Genomic DNA, 15,673 nt, shown 5'->3' with positions numbered 1-15,673 from the left:
AGAGAATAACCGATTAGAACGATGCCGGTTATTGTTATTCCATCTGTGAAATGACAGCGCAAGTCTTTTCCACCATCTCAGGGGTGATATCCAGGTGGGTCACCATTCTCACCTGTGTTTCAGAGATCGGTGTTACGAGAATACCTTCTTTTTTCAGGTAGTCGGCAAAGAGTCTTGGTGTCCAGGCGTCCTGTACATCGAAGATGAGGATATTGGTTTCCACTGGCAGCATGTGGCCAACGAAGGTTTTCTGCAGGAGATATTTAGCCAGCTGTTTAGCGTTGTGGTGATCTTCTGCCAATCTGGCAATGTGATGTTCCATGGCATAAAGTCCGGTAGCTGCCATATAGCCAGCCTGACGCAATCCACCTCCTAACTTCTTTCTTATTCTTCTGGCCGACCTGATAAAGGCAGCACTTCCCAGCAGCACGGAGCCCATAGGGCAACCCATTCCTTTATTAAGGCACACGGAAATACTGTCGAACAGTTCACCATAAGTCTTTGGGTTTTCGCCCGTTGCGACGAGTGCGTTGAACAATCGGGCGCCGTCGAGATGGAGCTTCAGGTCATTGTCACGGCAAACGTTCTTGATCCTGTTCATCTCATCCATATCGTAACAGCAGCCGCCCCCGCGGTTGGAGGTATTTTCCAGGCAAACCAGGCTGGTAGTAGCTTTGTGTACATCGTCGGGATTGATGGCAGCAGCTATCTGTGTGGCGGTGATCATACCACGGTCGCCTTCGAGGGCCCGTACCTGGGCGCCGGCATTGAAGGCAATGCCACCGCCTTCATATATATAGACGTGGGCAAGGTCGCTGCAGATGACCTCATCGCCCGGCTGGGTGTGAACTTTAATGGCTATCTGATTGCTCATTGTGCCGGAAGGGCAGTACATGGCAGCTTCTTTACCAAAATAGGCTGCCATCAGGCTTTCCAGCTGGTTTACACTAGGATCTTCACCGTATACATCATCGCCGGTGGAAGCAGTTGACATAGCCCGGAGCATACCGGGGGTGGGCCGGGTGAAAGTATCACTCCTGAAATCAATAATCATCATTGAAGAATTTGCAATGTATTGAACAATAAATTAGTGAAGTTAATAATCTGAAGTTGATTACTTATCAATTGTTAAAATTTAATTAAAGCGTCAAAAATACCTAATAAAGGGCTATTAAATATCGTTTATATGGAGTACTTTGTTATACTAATTACGACGCTTGAAAACGATTTGGCAGTATGGGGTATTAGCACGATCTTTGCAGGCTAATTTGTTAAAACGATAATATTGGAAGAGTGGAATAGGTTGTAAGATAATTATTTAAAATATCTCAACAAAATAAATCTTTTGATGTTATTCAATTTATAAACTAATAAACTTTCAATATGAGGCAACTTAAAATTGCCACCCAGATCACAAACCGTGATTCGCAGGCGGTAGAAAAATACCTGCAGGAGATTTCAAAGATCCCTTTGTTAACACCTGAGGAAGAGACCGTTTTGGCGCAGCGCATTAAGATGGGTGACCAGAAGGCTCTTGAACGTTTAACTACAGGCAACCTTCGTTTCGTAGTATCAGTAGCAAAGCAATATCAGCACCAGGGGCTTAGCCTCAGCGACCTCATTAACGAGGGCAATCTCGGCTTGATCAAGGCTGCGCAAAGATTCGATGAAACGAAAGGGTTCAAATTCATTTCTTATGCTGTTTGGTGGATTCGTCAATCCATACTGCAGGCTTTAGCAGAACAGGGCCGTCTGGTTCGTCTGCCGCAGAATAAAATCGGCACTTACAATAAAGCTAATAAAGCCTACATGGCGTTTGAACAGGAGAATGAAAGAGAGCCATCAACTGAGGAGTTAGCAGAGATCCTGGAAATGTCTGAATCAGAGATCAATAACATTTTCCAAAGCAATACCCGTCACATGTCACTGGACGCTCCGGTACACGAAGCTGAAGACGTGGCTATGGGCGACCTGCTGGAAGGTGGAGATATCACTGATGATGATGTAATGCGTGATTCACTGCGTGAAGAGATCCGTCGTGTACTGAAATCGCTCAGCCCACGTGAAGCGGAAATCGTAAACGCATACTTTGGTCTGGATGGAGAGAACGGAGCTACGATCGAACAGATTGGTCAGAAGTACGATCTTACAAAAGAAAGAATTCGTCAAATCAAGGAACGCGCCATCAAAAGGCTGCAAAAAGCCCGCTACAGCGGAGCACTGAAATCTTACCTGGGTTAATTCCCGAGGGAGAATTCAAACGAAGAGATAGGCAATCAAAGTTGCCATTCAAATCATAGATCTATAATCACTCTATAGACGCACCGGCTGTATATTTTATAGCCGGTGTTTTTTATTTTATGGGGAAATGTATTTTTGCATGCCACATGCCCACGCATATTTCTTTGTTGTCATGTGCGCATTCAGAATACGGGAATTAATAAACGATCATTATAATATTACATAGTAAGCATGGAAACTAACCAACAGGAACATGTACATTTATTGATTATAGGTTCCGGACCGGCAGGTTATACTGCCGCTATATATGCCGCCAGAGCGAATCTTAAACCGGTATTATACCAGGGTATTCAGCCGGGAGGCCAGCTAACCATCACAACAGAAGTAGAAAACTATCCGGGCTACCCCGAAGGAATCCAGGGACCGGAAATGATGGTGGATTTCGAAAAACAGGCAACCCGCATGGGAGCGGATATCCGTTTCGGCCTGGCAACTTCCGTAGATTTCAGCAGCAAACCATATAAAGTAACGATCGACGAATCGAAAGTAATGACCGCAGATGCTGTGATCATTGCTACAGGCGCTTCTGCCAAATGGCTGGGAATGCCTTCCGAACAACGTCTCAACGGTAGCGGTGTTTCTGCCTGCGCTGTTTGCGACGGATTCTTCTTCCGTGGTAAAGAAGTGGCTATCGTAGGTGCAGGTGATACTGCCGCCGAAGAAGCACTCTACCTGTCAAAAATGTGCAGCAATGTACATATGATCGTGCGCCGTCATGAAATGCGCGCTTCCAAAGTGATGCAGGACCGCGTACTGAAAACTTCCAACATCATCGTGTACTGGAACACAGAAACACAGGAAGTACTGGGAGAAAATAAGGTAGAAGGCGTAAGACTGCTGAATACCGCCAAACAGGAGGAAACAACCGTCCCTGTGAGCGCTTTCTTCGTAGCAATCGGCCACCAGCCTAATTCAGATATCTTCAAAGACTACCTCGATCTGGATGAGCAGGGCTATATCAAAACCGTACCGGGTACTTCCCGTACAAACCTCGAAGGCGTATTTGCCTGCGGCGACGTACAGGATAAGATCTACCGTCAGGCGGTAACTGCTGCCGGCAGCGGATGTATGGCTGCACTGGACGCAGAAAGATATTTATCTGCACTGGAACACCAGTAATCCAAATAATTAATAAGGGATCAGGAATGAAAGGCCGTATCTTCCGGCTTCCATTCCTGATTTTTAATTTTAACCTGTATGCTTACCATTGGCGTAGAACAAGCACATTTTCATGCCTTTCATGGGTTATACCCGGAAGAACGTATTATTGGAAATGATTTTATTGTAGATGTGTATGTGACCATTCCGGGCACGCACCACATCGACAATATTTCTGAAACGGTTAACTATCAGGGACTTTATAATATCGTGAAGAAGATCATGGCCGTTCCCCAGCCGCTGCTGGAACAGGTGGTGTATAATATGAGTGACGCCATCAAAAATAAATATCCCGAAATCCAGCGGTCAGTTGTCTCCCTGCGCAAAATGAACCCACCCATGGGCGCGTCTATCCGTAATTCGGTGGTGACACTAGAAAAGAACTATTAAAATGACACTGCACGCTTTTTGCAGATTAACGGATTTCCGGTATAAATTATCTTTCGATAAAGCATTAAATTTAGGTTATTCTAATATGTGTAAATTTCCGCCCTATGTTTATTAAGGTATTTGCATCTGCCGCTTTATTCCTTGTATCTGCTGTATCTTTTGCCCAGACTGCCGATGAGATAGTTGACCAGGCCAGGCAGCTTGAAAGACAAATGAAAGACGCTGCCGCGCTTTCTCTCTATAAAGATGCTCTGAAAGTGCAGCCCGACAATGTTGCGGCGCTGACAGGCGCCAGCGAGTTGTCGTCCCGTGAAGGATTCCGGGTGGCCGACAAGGAAGAAAAGAGCCGTATCTATACCGAGGCGAAAAGTTATGCAGAACAGGCACTGAAACTGGCGCCGGAAAATGCGGACGCGAATTATGTAATGTCTGTAGCTATTGGCCGTATTGCCCTCGCATCAGGAGCGAAAGAAAAAGTGGCCGCTTCCAGGGAAGTAAAAAGATATGCGGAACTGGCTATCAAGTTCAATCCCAAATATGCTAAGGCTTATCATGTACTGGGTAAATGGAATTATGAGGTGGCAAATATGAACGCCCTCGAAAAAGCAGCTGCTAAAATGCTGTTCGGCGGTATGCCTGAAGCAACACTACAGGAGGCCATTGCCAATTATGAGAAATGCCGTAAGATGGACCCTTCGTTTCTGCCCAATTATCTCGAGTTGGCCAAAGCCTACAAAGAGAACGACGAACTGGAAAAGTGTATCGAAGTATTGCGCAAAGCGGTCACATTACGTCCTATCTACCAGGACGATCTCAATATCAAATCAGCTTGTAAAAAAATGCTGGAAGATCTGGAATAGTCTGTCAGATCGACTTCGCTTTCCATTTTCCACTCTTCAGGTACCAGGCGCTCAGGCTTAAAATAATGGTCCAGTAGATGAAATCTGCCAGCCAGGCAATATGCAATGGGCTGCGCCAGCGTTCTACTACAATACTGCAATATAGCAGGTATCCGATCACGGCGGCTAATTCTATTCCCAGGTTGATCCGTGTATTGCCGGTGCCGGTCACGCCACTCAGCGCCACGCCTGAAACAGCCATCAGCAGGGTACTCAGCGTGATGATCCTGACAGAAGGAATAGACTCGCGGATAAGGACCATGTCTGTTGTATAGATCTGCAGAATGGTGGACGGAAACAGGTTAACCAGGATACATACAATGAAAGCGCATAAGAGGCTAATACCGGCTATCTTACGGATAGCCCTGAACACCTGCTCTTCTTTCCCCTGACCGATCACATTACTCACCATCGTATTGCAGGTGGCGCTTAATGCCCAGGTAAATACGCCAAAGAATCCGAAGATGCTTCGCAGCATGTTGGAAATAGCCAGCGGTCTTTCACCCAGGTGCTCGATAAATATAAAGAACACAAACCAGCTGCCGATGCTGAACAGGAACTGCACGATGAGCGGAGCGGATATAGAAAGAATGCTGCGGAAGATCTGCCAGGAGGGCTTCAGGTGGTCAAACAGGTAGAATCGTTTGTGAAATCCTCTCCCGAAAAGAATACTATAAGCTACCAGCATACCTGTACCTTCTGCAATGACGGAGGCAAAAGCTGCCCCGTTCAGCCCCAGGGCAGGAAGGCCTAATTTACCGAAGATCAGCACATAATCAGAAAAGATATTGACCATTTCCTGGCACAGCGAGGTGACAGCCAATACTTTAGAGTTGCCACTACCGATATAAAAGGCGTTGGCCATACTCAGCATCATGAGAAAAGGTAGTCCCCAGATCCGGATGCGGATGAAAGACAGGGCGGCTTCATAGATCTGCTGGTTGTGCAGACTGTTGGCAAAGAACCAGGGGGCCAGGAACAGGGTAAGGGCAATCACAAGAAAAGAAGAGAGCAGCCCGAGTTCCAGTCCGTTGGAAAATAACTGCCCGATGCCCCGGGTATTCAATTGTCCGGCCCGGCGGGCTATAAGCACCTGCAGGCCATTATTAAGGCCATAGGCCACCATGTACATCACCAGGTAATAGATGCCGGCAATACCATTGGCGGCCAGTTCGAACTCTCCCAGGCGTCCCAGGAAAGCGGTATTTGTCATGTGATTTATCTGTGGAATAATGAGTGCCAGGCATATAGGAGCGGCTATTTTTATGATCTGCCGGGTGGTTACTTCAAATTGCATAAGAGCAAAAGTCACGTTTTTTGGTTATTATTGTGCCATATCTAATGTATTACTAATGTCTGTGACGTACAATATTCATCCTGCCTTTGCAGCTGATGATACTTCTCTGCTTGAAACTGATCTCACCTCCTGCCAGCTGCTCGTGCTAATTGGAAAGGGAACGTTCAGTTATGTGGTATATAATCCGGCCATTAAAAAGTTCCTGGCCCTGAAGTCTTACCACTTCCTGCCGCAGAAGACAGCCACGGCAGACCTGCAGATGATCGAACAGATATTCGATGCTGACAAGTTGTTATTTACCAACTTCAACCTGGTGCAACTGGCTTTTGACGGGGTGAACAACACGCTGGTACCGGAACAGCACTACAATCCGGCTTTAAAGAAAGACTACCTGCATGTCATCTATCCTGAACAAACCCAGGAACTGGTACTGGCAGACGTGCTGACAGAACAGCAACTTGTCAATATTTACGCTGTTGACAAGGATGTAATGGGATACCTGAGAAAAGAATTTTCTACCGACAAAGTGATCCACGCCAATACTGGATTACTGAAGTCGTACCGTTTCGATAATGATTACCTGGAGCTGAATGGAGTGGCGTATGTGGATATCCAGCAGCATAAGTTCTCGCTGACCATTTTCCGCTTCGGCAAGCTGCTGATACAGCAGGACGTAACCAGCCAGACGGGACTTGATGTAGTATATCACCTGGTGAACATTCTGCGCCAGACAGGCCTGGACGAGCAACTGGTGAAAGTGAAAGTGGGAGGGGCGGTAACGTCCGATTCCCAGATCCATGAAGAATTACGCCGCTTCATTCCCAAGCTGGAGTGGATGCCGCGCCTGCCTGGTTTCGGATACATTCCGAAGATGGAAGAGATCCCCGGCTATTATTTTAATAACCTTTATGCAATGGCATTATGCGTATAATCGGGGGAGAAAAGGGAGGATTGCGGTTCCAGCCGCCGGCAAATATGCCGCATACCCGGCCTACTACCGATATAGCGAAAGGTGGGCTGTTTAACATACTGGAGAATAACCTGGACTTTCTTTCACTAAAGACCCTGGATATTTTCGGAGGAACAGGCAGCATCAGTTACGAACTGGCATCCAGGGGTGTAACCGATCTGACTATTGTGGAGAAGGATCCGGACATGGCCGATTATATCAAGAAAACCGCTAAAATACTTGAGGTGTCATTGAAGCTGCAGCGTATGGATGTGTTCAAATACCTGGAGCAGTGTACAGAAAAGTTCAACTTTATATTTGCAGGGCCACCATATGCCCTGACTACAATAGATCAGTTGCCACTGATCATTTTTGAAAAGCAGTTGCTGGAACCGGAGGGTTGGTTTGTGCTGGAACATACTCCCCGCAATAACTACAAAAATTACTCTTACTACCGTACGGAGCGTAATTATGGTACCACCATCTTTTCGATCTTTATAAACAGAGAGGAGCTGAAAAAATAAACTGGCATGAAACGTATTTGTTTATTCCCTGGTACATTCGATCCGATCACGCTGGGGCATACCGATGTCATAGACCGTTCGCTGGACCTTTTTGATGAAATAGTGGTAGGGATAGGCGTCAATTCAGCCAAAACACCTATGTTTTCCCTGGAGCAAAGAATGCAATGGATCAGGGATATTTACAGTCATACGCCCAAGGTAAAGGTAATCTCCTACGAGGGACTGACTATCAAGAGCTGTAAGGAGATCGGCGCTCAGTTTATATTACGCGGTATACGCAGCATAGGCGATTTCGAATATGAAAAGGCGATCGCTGATGTAAACCGCATGATGGACAGCAGTATTGAGACTATTTTCCTGAGCTGTTCGCCCCGTTATTCAACATTGGCTTCCTCACTGGTGCGGGATGTGCTGAAATATGGAGGAGATGCCTCCCAGTTATTGCCCGAAAATATCATCAGGGAGTTGAAAAAAGCCTGAAGTAAGCAAAATCCATTCTTAACCTTTAATAGCGTCATCGCACATGAAACCAATCTGGCACTCTCTGGATGTTTCCCTGGACCAATTGAATGAAATCGGAGAAAATACCATGGCAAGCTATCTTGGTATGGAGTTTACGGAGATTGGTCCTGATTATCTCCGGATGATCATGCCTGTAGATGGCAGGACGAAACAACCATATGGTCTCTTACATGGCGGAGCGTCCTGCGCCCTGGCGGAAACGGTGGGTAGTGTGGCGTCTTCATTGATCATCGATCCGAAGAAACAGATCTGTGTAGGACTGGATATCAATGCCAATCATGTGAAAGGTGTTACCGAAGGGTATGTACACGCCGTAGCCAGGCCATTGCATATTGGGTCAACCACCCACGTATGGGATATCCGTATTTGTGATGACGAACATAAGCTGGTGTGCATCAGCCGCCTGACGGTGGCTGTAAGAGATAAAAAGGCTTAATGCCGGATGCCGGCAGGGACAGACAGCATTAAGCCGTGAAGATCAGACAGCGTAACCTTCTTTTTCAAATACATCTACAATATTCTGATAAGAGAATTTGAGATATTTGGACAGATGTTCCGGTTTGATCCACTGAATATCGACAATGTCTTCTTCTATCTGCGGAACGGTCAGTTCTGTACCGGTAAATTTCATCTTGTACCAGTAAGTATGTTTCAGGGTTTTCTTTTCCTTCCAGGTGTAAAAATGGAAGGTTTCCCCGATCTTATGTTCAAGTGTGATAGTATGTAACCCCGTTTCTTCCGCTACTTCCCTTACAGCAGCTGTTTCCAGGCTTTCCCCATCGTCCTGTTTGCCTTTGGGCAGGTCCCATTTACCACGACGGAACATCAGCAGCACTTCCTCTTCGGAGTTGGTGATCAGTCCGCCGGCAGCTACCAGTACCAGGAAATAACCTTTGATGGTTTCAGTGAGCGACTCAGTATCCGGGTGGATAAAGATCGCGGCTTCCATCTTGCCTGTTTCGAGGGACTGCAATACGGATTCTATGGTATTGGCGTCTGGTTCGGTGTATAATGTGGCGTCTTTATATTTTGCAGGAATGCCCTGGTGAGTAGCTGTAATAACCAGCGGACGCTCGTTGAGATAAATGACTGTATCTTTTTGCATGCAGCAAAAATAATCTGTAATTAAGTATTTTTGCTACCTATGAGTAAGATCAGCGAAAAACAGGTAGCAGAGAAACTACTGCAGATACAGGCGGTAAAGTTGCGTCCGTCAGAACCGTTTACATGGGCATCTGGCTGGAAATCGCCAATTTATTGCGACAACCGTAAGATTTTGTCTTACCCCTACGTGCGTGACTACGTAAAATCGGAGTTGTGCAACGTAGTATTTGAAACGTTTGCAGATGCAGCGGTGCTGGCCGGCGTAGCTACGGGAGGTATTCCCCTGGGTGCATTGGTAGCTGACCAGTTGAAGCTGCCTTTTATATATGTAAGGGCGAAGGCGAAAGAGCATGGCATGGGCAACCTGATAGAGGGTGTACTGCAGCCAGGACAGCCTGTTGTAGTTGTGGAAGACCTGATCTCTACCGGAAAGAGCAGTCTGGAGGCGGTGAATGCGATCCGTGCAGCAGGAGGGGAAGTGATCGGCATGGTGTCCATTTTTAATTACGGCTTCGATGTGGCAGTAAAGGCATTTGAGGAAGCGAAAGTGCCTTACTATTCCCTGAGCAATTACACAGCATTGATTGAGCTGGCAGTGGAAAAAGGATTGGTATCGGCGGAAGAGCAGGCAACCCTGGAAGCGTGGAGAAGTGCTCCTGATAAATGGAACGCAGCGCCGGCGGTATAATACCGTTCTTACCAAATCGTATTTCAGTTGACAAGTATTTACTATATTAGGATCGTAAAAAGTAACTTATGCGTATCGTTAAACTTGTAATGGTATTATTATTTGCGGGTATTGGTGTAACCATGGGCCAGGCAAAAAAAGGCACAATGGTAACTGCTAAAATAAGCACCCCGACTGTGCAGTGCGAACAATGTAAAAATCGCATAGAAAGATACCTTTCCAGAGAAGAGGGTGTACAGTCCTCCAAAGTGGATTTCAAAAAAGGTATTACTACCGTGAAATTTTTCACTGATCGTACGAATATAGAGAACGTGAAGACGGCCATCGCCAATGCGGGGTATGACGCGGATAACGTCACTGCAAATGAAGAAGCTTATAAGAAATTACCTACCTGCTGTAAAAAGCCGGAAGATGGTGGTGGAGAGAATAAGAAGCACTAAACTTACTTCAAAAGCGTATGAAAGGAAAAGGCCTCGATTGCTATGCAACGAGGCCTTTTTTAGTTTTTACACGGTTATGATCAGAAAAACTTGAGTGCTTGCTTTGTTTCACATTTTATGGGAAACGGCAGATAAACTCCTCCTTTACCTACTTTACAATTTCCCGTTGCCTTAATGGTCACCTCTTTATTCATGAGGGCGCCTAAAGCATTTTTGAAGACATTTTCCATGTTCACCTCCAGCTTTACCGGAAAGTAAAAAGTATCCCTTGCCGGAATGGCGATCATGGTATCCTGAACAGAATGTCCGACCGGGGTATCGTCGAGAAAAAGATCGAACGAAGCGTCCTTCAGTTTCAGTTTAAAATTGTTTGGATTATAGTAGGCCAGGGTCAGCCGTACGATACTTTTGGAGAAGCCGAGGTTATCGAAATTGATTCCGGCGACCCTGACAAATTCCAAATCTTTTGCCTTTTCGCATGAACTAACTACGCCCCAAATTGTCATAATTAATATACCCAGTCTGAAAAATTTCATGACAAATTTTTATCAAACCTACAGCAAACTGAATAGATCGCCAAGTGATGTAAAGGAATTAGGAAAGTTTTAACGGCCTCAAAACCATGACTTAACATTTTACTTGAAGCCAAAAAAGAGATAAAATTGACCAGAAATACTACTAAATAGTTTAGTAAATTTGCGCGCATCTAAATTTTTACTTTAAATGCCTGAATGCTAATGAAAATAGCATTTTTATAATTTTTCTATGAATTGTTTATCAGCAAATTAAATCTGCTTATCAGTTAATTAAAGGTAAACTTTTCAACTGCTTGAAACATATATTTTTAGCTCTAAAACACCAATTTTTGACGATATGGCAGCTGAGACAAATAAGAAGACATTACTTATTGAATCACAATACTTTCCAAACATTTCCTTTTATAAAACTTTAATTAACCATGATATATTATTGATAGAAAGATATGAACACTATCAGAAGGTTAGTTTTCGTAATCGCTGTTATATAGCCGGACCGAACGGAAGTATACTTTTAAGCGTTCCCCTGGCCCGTGGAAAAAACCAGAGAACTGTCATGAAAGACGTCAGGATCAGCAATGATGAAAGATGGCAGGCCCTGCACTGGAAGACGCTTGTGTCTGCTTATCGCCGTTCTCCCTGGTTTGAATATTATGAGGATGAGCTGGGCAGGCTTTTTATGAAAGAGGTATCTTATCTGTTAGACTGGAACCTGATGTGTCTGGAATGGGCTAATAAGATCATAGGAGTTTCATCTCCCATCACCTTCACGGATGAGTACCATAAAACATATGAGGCCGGCAAGGGCATTACTGATGCAAGGGATATCCTGCAGCCATCGCAAAAGCAGGTAGACGAAGATACGGTGCGTTATACCCAGGTATTCCAGGAAAGGGCTGGTTTCCTTCCTGATATGAGTATTTTGGACCTGATTTTCTGTGAGGGAAAGCGGAGTATAGAGTTGCTTAGATAGTATAAAAATAGCATATGTATTTAGCATCAATTGCTTGATATGTAACGTTTTAGCATAATATCTAACCATTTAAAAAAAATTGAAAGTTTTTGCCCGGCCAATTGGACAAAATATTTAGCTTTGCAACCAATTTTGCTGGGTTTCGAACTGACGTAGGTGTGTAAACCAGGAGTTTTCCAGCGAGGGTTGTGATTGCTTTTTACTAATCCTTAAAATGTTTCATAGGTTTAAATGAACAGCACCTACACAGATCTCGTTAACCAGACCTTCGAGTTTCCTCAGGAAGGATTTGATGTACAGGATAGCTACCTGGAGTTTAATGGGGTCAATATCAAGGCTTTGATCGACAAGTACGGGACACCTTTCAAGCTGACTTATTTGCCAAAGATTGGAATGCAGATAAATAAGGCAAAGAAAATGTTCCAGGATGCAATTAAGAAGAATAGGTACGATGGGAACTACTACTATTGTTATTGCACCAAAAGTTCGCATTTCTCCTTTATAATGGAGGAAACGCTGAAGCACAATATACATATCGAGACTTCCTTCGCATATGATATTGATATTATTACCAAATTATATGAAAGGAAGAAGATCAATAAGGACACCTTCGTGATCTGTAACGGTTACAAAACCAAGCCGTATACAAAAGCGATCGCCCGTTTGATCAACTCCGGATTCCGCAATGTGATCCCTGTGCTGGATAACAAAGAGGAGCTGGAAGACTATCAGAAATTTATCCGCTCAAAGGATAAGGTGAAACTGGGGCTGCGTATTGCAGCGGAAGAGGAGCCGACCTTTGACTTTTATACGTCCAGATTAGGTATCCGTTCCCGCGATGTGCTGGAGTTCTATGTGGATAAGCTGAAGGGAAATGAAAAATTCGAGCTGAAAATGCTGCATTTTTTCATGAACAAGGGTATCAAGGACGATATCTATTATTGGAGCCAGTTTAACCGCGTGTTGAACTTGTACTGCCAGTTGAAGAAGATCTGTCCTGAACTGGATAGTATTAATATAGGAGGCGGATTCCCGATCAAGCATTCCCTGGGCTTCGATTACGATTACAATTATATTGTAAATGAGATCGTTGCCAACATCAAGAGTGTTTGTAAGAAAAACAAGGTACCGGTACCTGATATCTATACTGAGTTCGGTTCCTTCACCGTGGGTGAAAGCGGCGCTGTAATCTATAGCGTAGTAGGGGAAAAGATGCAGAACGACAGGGAAAACTGGTATATGATCGACAGTTCTTTCATTACTACCTTGCCGGATACCTGGGGAATTGGTGAGAAGTTCCTGATGCTCCCGATCAATAAATGGGATCAGGAATACCAGGAGGTCCACCTCGGAGGGCTGACTTGTGACGGTTATGACTTTTACACTTCTGAAGAACACATAAATGCGGTATTCCTGCCTAAGTTATCCGGAGAAGAGCCACTCTATATCGGCTTCTTCCACACCGGTGCTTACCAGGACCAGCTGAGCGGGTATGGCGGTATCAAACATTGTCTGATACCATCTCCCAAGCATGTGATCGTTGGATATGACAAAAACGGGCAGCTGAAAGACTGGCTGTATGCCAAGGAGCAAACCGCCCAGAGTATGTTAAAGATTTTGGGTTATTAAAAAAATGGGTTAGTAATCCACTGACACACCCCGCGACTTCTCGCGGGGTTTTTCATTTTTATAAGGGTTCGGTATCATCAACCGGAGATGCGTCGTGTATGTCTCGTGTATATCCCGGGGGTGTGCTCAGTCGACTTGAATGTGTGATTGGGATATGTCTGGTACTTCGCCTGGATATTCAAAAATGCGTTTACTTCAACTCCATATAAATGTCGGGGTCCCGTTTGTTATTTGTCGTGTACCGCAATTTCTCGTGGTTGTCACCGGAGCTAAAACACATAGCCCGCATGAAGCGGGCTGAAATGCGGTGAATTGTATACGCCGGCATTCGACCTGCCGCAGCGGGTCACGTGTTTTGTCGTCCGGGGATTTATTCCCGGTCGCATTTCACGGCATAGGATTACCATCAAAAAGCATATAGGAAAATAAGACCAGAAAGGGATAAAAGGTATGATGTATAGGGAGAAAGAGAATCAGTGGTGTATAGGGAGAATAGGACCCTGTTTGTTTACATAACAAAGGTAAGGTGGTTCAAAAACGTGGGAAATACCCGAAAGTTGTAATTTTTATAAGGGTTCCTCACCATCATTGTTTTCCCCTCACACGGATGTGTATGCGCCGGACTTAGCTTTAACTTTCCAGATGTGGACCATTATCAAGGTAGTCGATAGCACTTTCACACTGTTTTTCAATTTCTATCAGGCAAGCCTCCAGCAGTTCCCTGTTTCCGTCCAGGTATTTAGATTTTCCTGAACGTGAAAGCCCTTTAAGGATAATGAATTGCTTGGTCAGATGCTGGCTAAGCAGAGACGAATGCTGCTTTTGTTTCTGAAGCGTACGTTCATGTTCAGATATGAAGATATTCCGGTAATGAGCGCCTAAGACTCTGATAAGGAATATGATGTAAAAACCGGTAAGCACAGGAGTGAAAATAAAACTCTGCTCGGGCGTGAAACCAGGCATCACGTAGGTCGTTATATTATTCACTTTCATCCAGGCTACCAGGCTCAGGTAGCTACAAAGCAGTCCGCCGAGGGAGAGAGTAGCTACTATATTGGTTGTAATATAACAAAACAGGATACTCAGTACCCAGATCATTGCGTATCTGAGGGAAAGGTCCTGGTTGTTTAAAAAGGAGCAGATGGCGGGCATGATGAATGTGACAAAGGCTGCAACGACACTTACTGTTTTGACAGGTACTCCATTTCGGACCATTATGAGGCAGCCTCCCAGAGAGATAACAAAGGCAACTATCAATAACAGTTCCGTTGTATTATGTGTGTACATGCCGATGAGGGATACAGGAATCAGAAGTAACAGGTGAAAGAACAGATAATCAAATAATAACCGCGTGTTACATCGTTCCCTCGAGTCGGTGCTAATATGTAAAGCATTGCCAATCACCGCATCTTCAGTGTTGCGGTAGATTTTAACTGCCAGTGTATATATTTTTTTCAACAGTTGCGGCATAGCCCATATAGTTGTATGGCAAATTATCCTATAAAAACAGTTTCGTTCTTAAACGTTTGTGTGAATTATGGGGGAAATTCGTGTTAGGGATAAAACAAAAAATCCCCTCCCGGTAAGGGAGGGGAATCACACTTATTCAACCTTTCTCTTATTCTACTACGATCACTTTAGCTGCGTCCTGCACATTTTCTTTCTTCGCCAACTGTAGCTTCAGGATACCATTTTCATACTTAGCCTGGATCTTTTCAGCGTCCACCTGCTCATTCAGGGTAAAGGAACGTTTGAATGAACGGAAGCTGAACTCCCTGCGTAATTGTTTCTGGTTCTCGTCTTTGCTTTCTGCAACTTTCTCTGCGCTGATAGTCAGGGTTTTGTTCTCCAGATTGATCTTCAGGTCTTCTTTGGATAATCCGGGAACCAGCAGGTCCACCTGGTAGGCGTCTTTAGTTTCTGTGATGTTCACAGGGGGATAAGCGCCGTAAAAGTCATTTGTGTGGAAATCGTCTTTCCAGGCTTTGTTGAAACCGGCGTTGTTAAAAATTTCTTCTACTAAACCGCCGAAGGATTTTACTGCAGGTGCCTGGTTGAATTTTACGAAAGTCATAGTTTATAAATTTTAGTGTTTGTTTTAAAAATTTGTTCGGGATGGTATATGCAAACGGAATACCATGGCATTAAATCTGCTATTTTGCTATAATATGGGATAGTGTTTCCGACTTTTTGTCGTTATGGGCTAGTTGTTAATGACATTACGGCATATTCATTCATGTTTTTCTATTTATCAGCTTATGAT

The 15,673-nt window shown here is 44.6% G+C and carries 18 protein-coding genes; 12 read left to right on the top strand and 6 right to left on the bottom strand.

Annotated features, from left to right (window positions below):
- Positions 1–34: 34 nt before the first annotated feature.
- A complete protein-coding gene (locus L3C95_RS17760; protein ID WP_236389500.1) occupies positions 35–1,057 on the bottom strand; it encodes a threonine aldolase family protein in 1,023 nt (340 codons plus the stop codon).
- 326 nt (positions 1,058–1,383) lie between these two features.
- On the opposite strand from L3C95_RS17760, the gene L3C95_RS17755 reads away from it, so the two are divergent.
- From L3C95_RS17755 to L3C95_RS17740, 4 genes are all read left to right on the top strand, one after another.
- Complete coding sequence (locus tag L3C95_RS17755; RefSeq protein ID WP_012793808.1) at positions 1,384–2,241, top strand: RNA polymerase sigma factor RpoD/SigA; 858 nt, start codon at positions 1,384–1,386, stop codon at positions 2,239–2,241.
- Positions 2,242–2,472: 231 nt separating this feature from the next.
- On the top strand, positions 2,473–3,420 hold the full coding sequence (trxB, locus tag L3C95_RS17750) for a thioredoxin-disulfide reductase (protein WP_236389499.1): 948 nt from the start codon (positions 2,473–2,475) through the stop codon (positions 3,418–3,420).
- Between the two features lie 78 nt (positions 3,421–3,498).
- Positions 3,499–3,849: a dihydroneopterin aldolase gene (gene folB / locus L3C95_RS17745; RefSeq protein ID WP_236389498.1), complete on the top strand. Its 351-nt coding sequence runs from the start codon at positions 3,499–3,501 to the stop codon at positions 3,847–3,849.
- 104 nt (positions 3,850–3,953) lie between these two features.
- Positions 3,954–4,709, top strand: a complete 756-nt coding sequence (locus L3C95_RS17740) for a hypothetical protein (protein ID WP_236389495.1) — start codon at positions 3,954–3,956, stop codon at positions 4,707–4,709.
- A 4-nt stretch (positions 4,710–4,713) separates the two neighbouring features.
- Here L3C95_RS17740 and L3C95_RS17735 read toward each other — a convergent pair whose 3' ends face one another.
- Positions 4,714–6,045, bottom strand: a complete 1,332-nt coding sequence (locus L3C95_RS17735) for an MATE family efflux transporter (protein ID WP_236389493.1) — start codon at positions 6,043–6,045, stop codon at positions 4,714–4,716.
- Positions 6,046–6,100: 55 nt separating this feature from the next.
- On the opposite strand from L3C95_RS17735, the gene L3C95_RS17730 reads away from it, so the two are divergent.
- From L3C95_RS17730 to L3C95_RS17715, 4 genes are read left to right on the top strand one after another with little or no spacing between them, the layout of a single operon-like run.
- The gene (locus L3C95_RS17730; RefSeq protein WP_236389491.1) at positions 6,101–6,976 is read left to right on the top strand and encodes a DUF3822 family protein; all 876 of its coding nucleotides are present in this window, start codon (positions 6,101–6,103) and stop codon (positions 6,974–6,976) included.
- Positions 6,967–7,518, top strand: coding sequence for an RsmD family RNA methyltransferase (locus tag L3C95_RS17725; RefSeq protein WP_236389489.1), 552 nt, complete (start codon positions 6,967–6,969; stop codon positions 7,516–7,518). Before L3C95_RS17730 ends, L3C95_RS17725 begins: the two co-directional genes overlap by 10 nt.
- A 6-nt stretch (positions 7,519–7,524) precedes the next feature.
- Positions 7,525–7,998, top strand: a complete 474-nt coding sequence (coaD, locus tag L3C95_RS17720; RefSeq protein ID WP_149697233.1) for a pantetheine-phosphate adenylyltransferase — start codon at positions 7,525–7,527, stop codon at positions 7,996–7,998.
- Positions 7,999–8,041: 43 nt separating this feature from the next.
- Complete coding sequence (locus L3C95_RS17715) at positions 8,042–8,476, top strand: hotdog fold thioesterase (protein WP_236389488.1); 435 nt, start codon at positions 8,042–8,044, stop codon at positions 8,474–8,476.
- 42 nt (positions 8,477–8,518) lie between these two features.
- Here L3C95_RS17715 and L3C95_RS17710 read toward each other — a convergent pair whose 3' ends face one another.
- Complete coding sequence (locus L3C95_RS17710; protein WP_236389487.1) at positions 8,519–9,145, bottom strand: NUDIX hydrolase; 627 nt, start codon at positions 9,143–9,145, stop codon at positions 8,519–8,521.
- 39 nt (positions 9,146–9,184) lie between these two features.
- Between L3C95_RS17710 and pyrE the strand changes: the two genes are divergently transcribed.
- Together pyrE and L3C95_RS17700 are read left to right on the top strand one after the other, a co-directional pair.
- A complete protein-coding gene (gene pyrE, locus L3C95_RS17705; protein ID WP_236389486.1) occupies positions 9,185–9,832 on the top strand; it encodes an orotate phosphoribosyltransferase in 648 nt (215 codons plus the stop codon).
- A 68-nt stretch (positions 9,833–9,900) separates the two neighbouring features.
- Entirely contained in the window at positions 9,901–10,272 is a 372-nt protein-coding gene (locus L3C95_RS17700; protein WP_236389485.1) for a heavy-metal-associated domain-containing protein, read from the top strand.
- An 80-nt stretch (positions 10,273–10,352) separates the two neighbouring features.
- Here the strand turns inward: L3C95_RS17700 and L3C95_RS17695 are convergent, their stop codons facing one another.
- Positions 10,353–10,808 (bottom strand): LEA type 2 family protein, encoded by a 456-nt coding sequence (locus L3C95_RS17695; protein WP_236389483.1) that lies wholly within the window; start codon positions 10,806–10,808, stop codon positions 10,353–10,355.
- 337 nt (positions 10,809–11,145) lie between these two features.
- Here L3C95_RS17695 and L3C95_RS17690 point away from each other — a divergent pair, with 337 nt between their 5' ends.
- Together L3C95_RS17690 and L3C95_RS17685 are read left to right on the top strand one after the other, a co-directional pair.
- Entirely contained in the window at positions 11,146–11,781 is a 636-nt protein-coding gene (locus L3C95_RS17690; RefSeq protein ID WP_236389482.1) for a WbqC family protein, read from the top strand.
- 231 nt (positions 11,782–12,012) lie between these two features.
- Entirely contained in the window at positions 12,013–13,410 is a 1,398-nt protein-coding gene (locus tag L3C95_RS17685; RefSeq protein WP_149697226.1) for an arginine decarboxylase, read from the top strand.
- A 630-nt stretch (positions 13,411–14,040) separates the two neighbouring features.
- Here the strand turns inward: L3C95_RS17685 and L3C95_RS17680 are convergent.
- Positions 14,041–14,880, bottom strand: a complete 840-nt coding sequence (locus L3C95_RS17680) for a hypothetical protein (protein WP_236389481.1) — start codon at positions 14,878–14,880, stop codon at positions 14,041–14,043.
- Between the two features lie 148 nt (positions 14,881–15,028).
- Positions 15,029–15,484 carry an Hsp20/alpha crystallin family protein gene (locus tag L3C95_RS17675; protein WP_236389480.1) on the bottom strand — a complete coding sequence of 152 codons (456 nt, stop codon included), beginning with the start codon at positions 15,482–15,484 and terminating at the stop codon, positions 15,029–15,031.
- Positions 15,485–15,673 lie beyond the last annotated feature (189 nt).

The sequence above is a fragment of the Chitinophaga filiformis genome (assembly GCF_021646545.1).
In the GTDB taxonomy this organism is placed as follows: domain Bacteria; phylum Bacteroidota; class Bacteroidia; order Chitinophagales; family Chitinophagaceae; genus Chitinophaga; species Chitinophaga filiformis_A.
The sequence above is the reverse complement of the archived record's forward strand: the minus strand, read 5'-3'. Positions and strand labels throughout refer to the sequence as shown.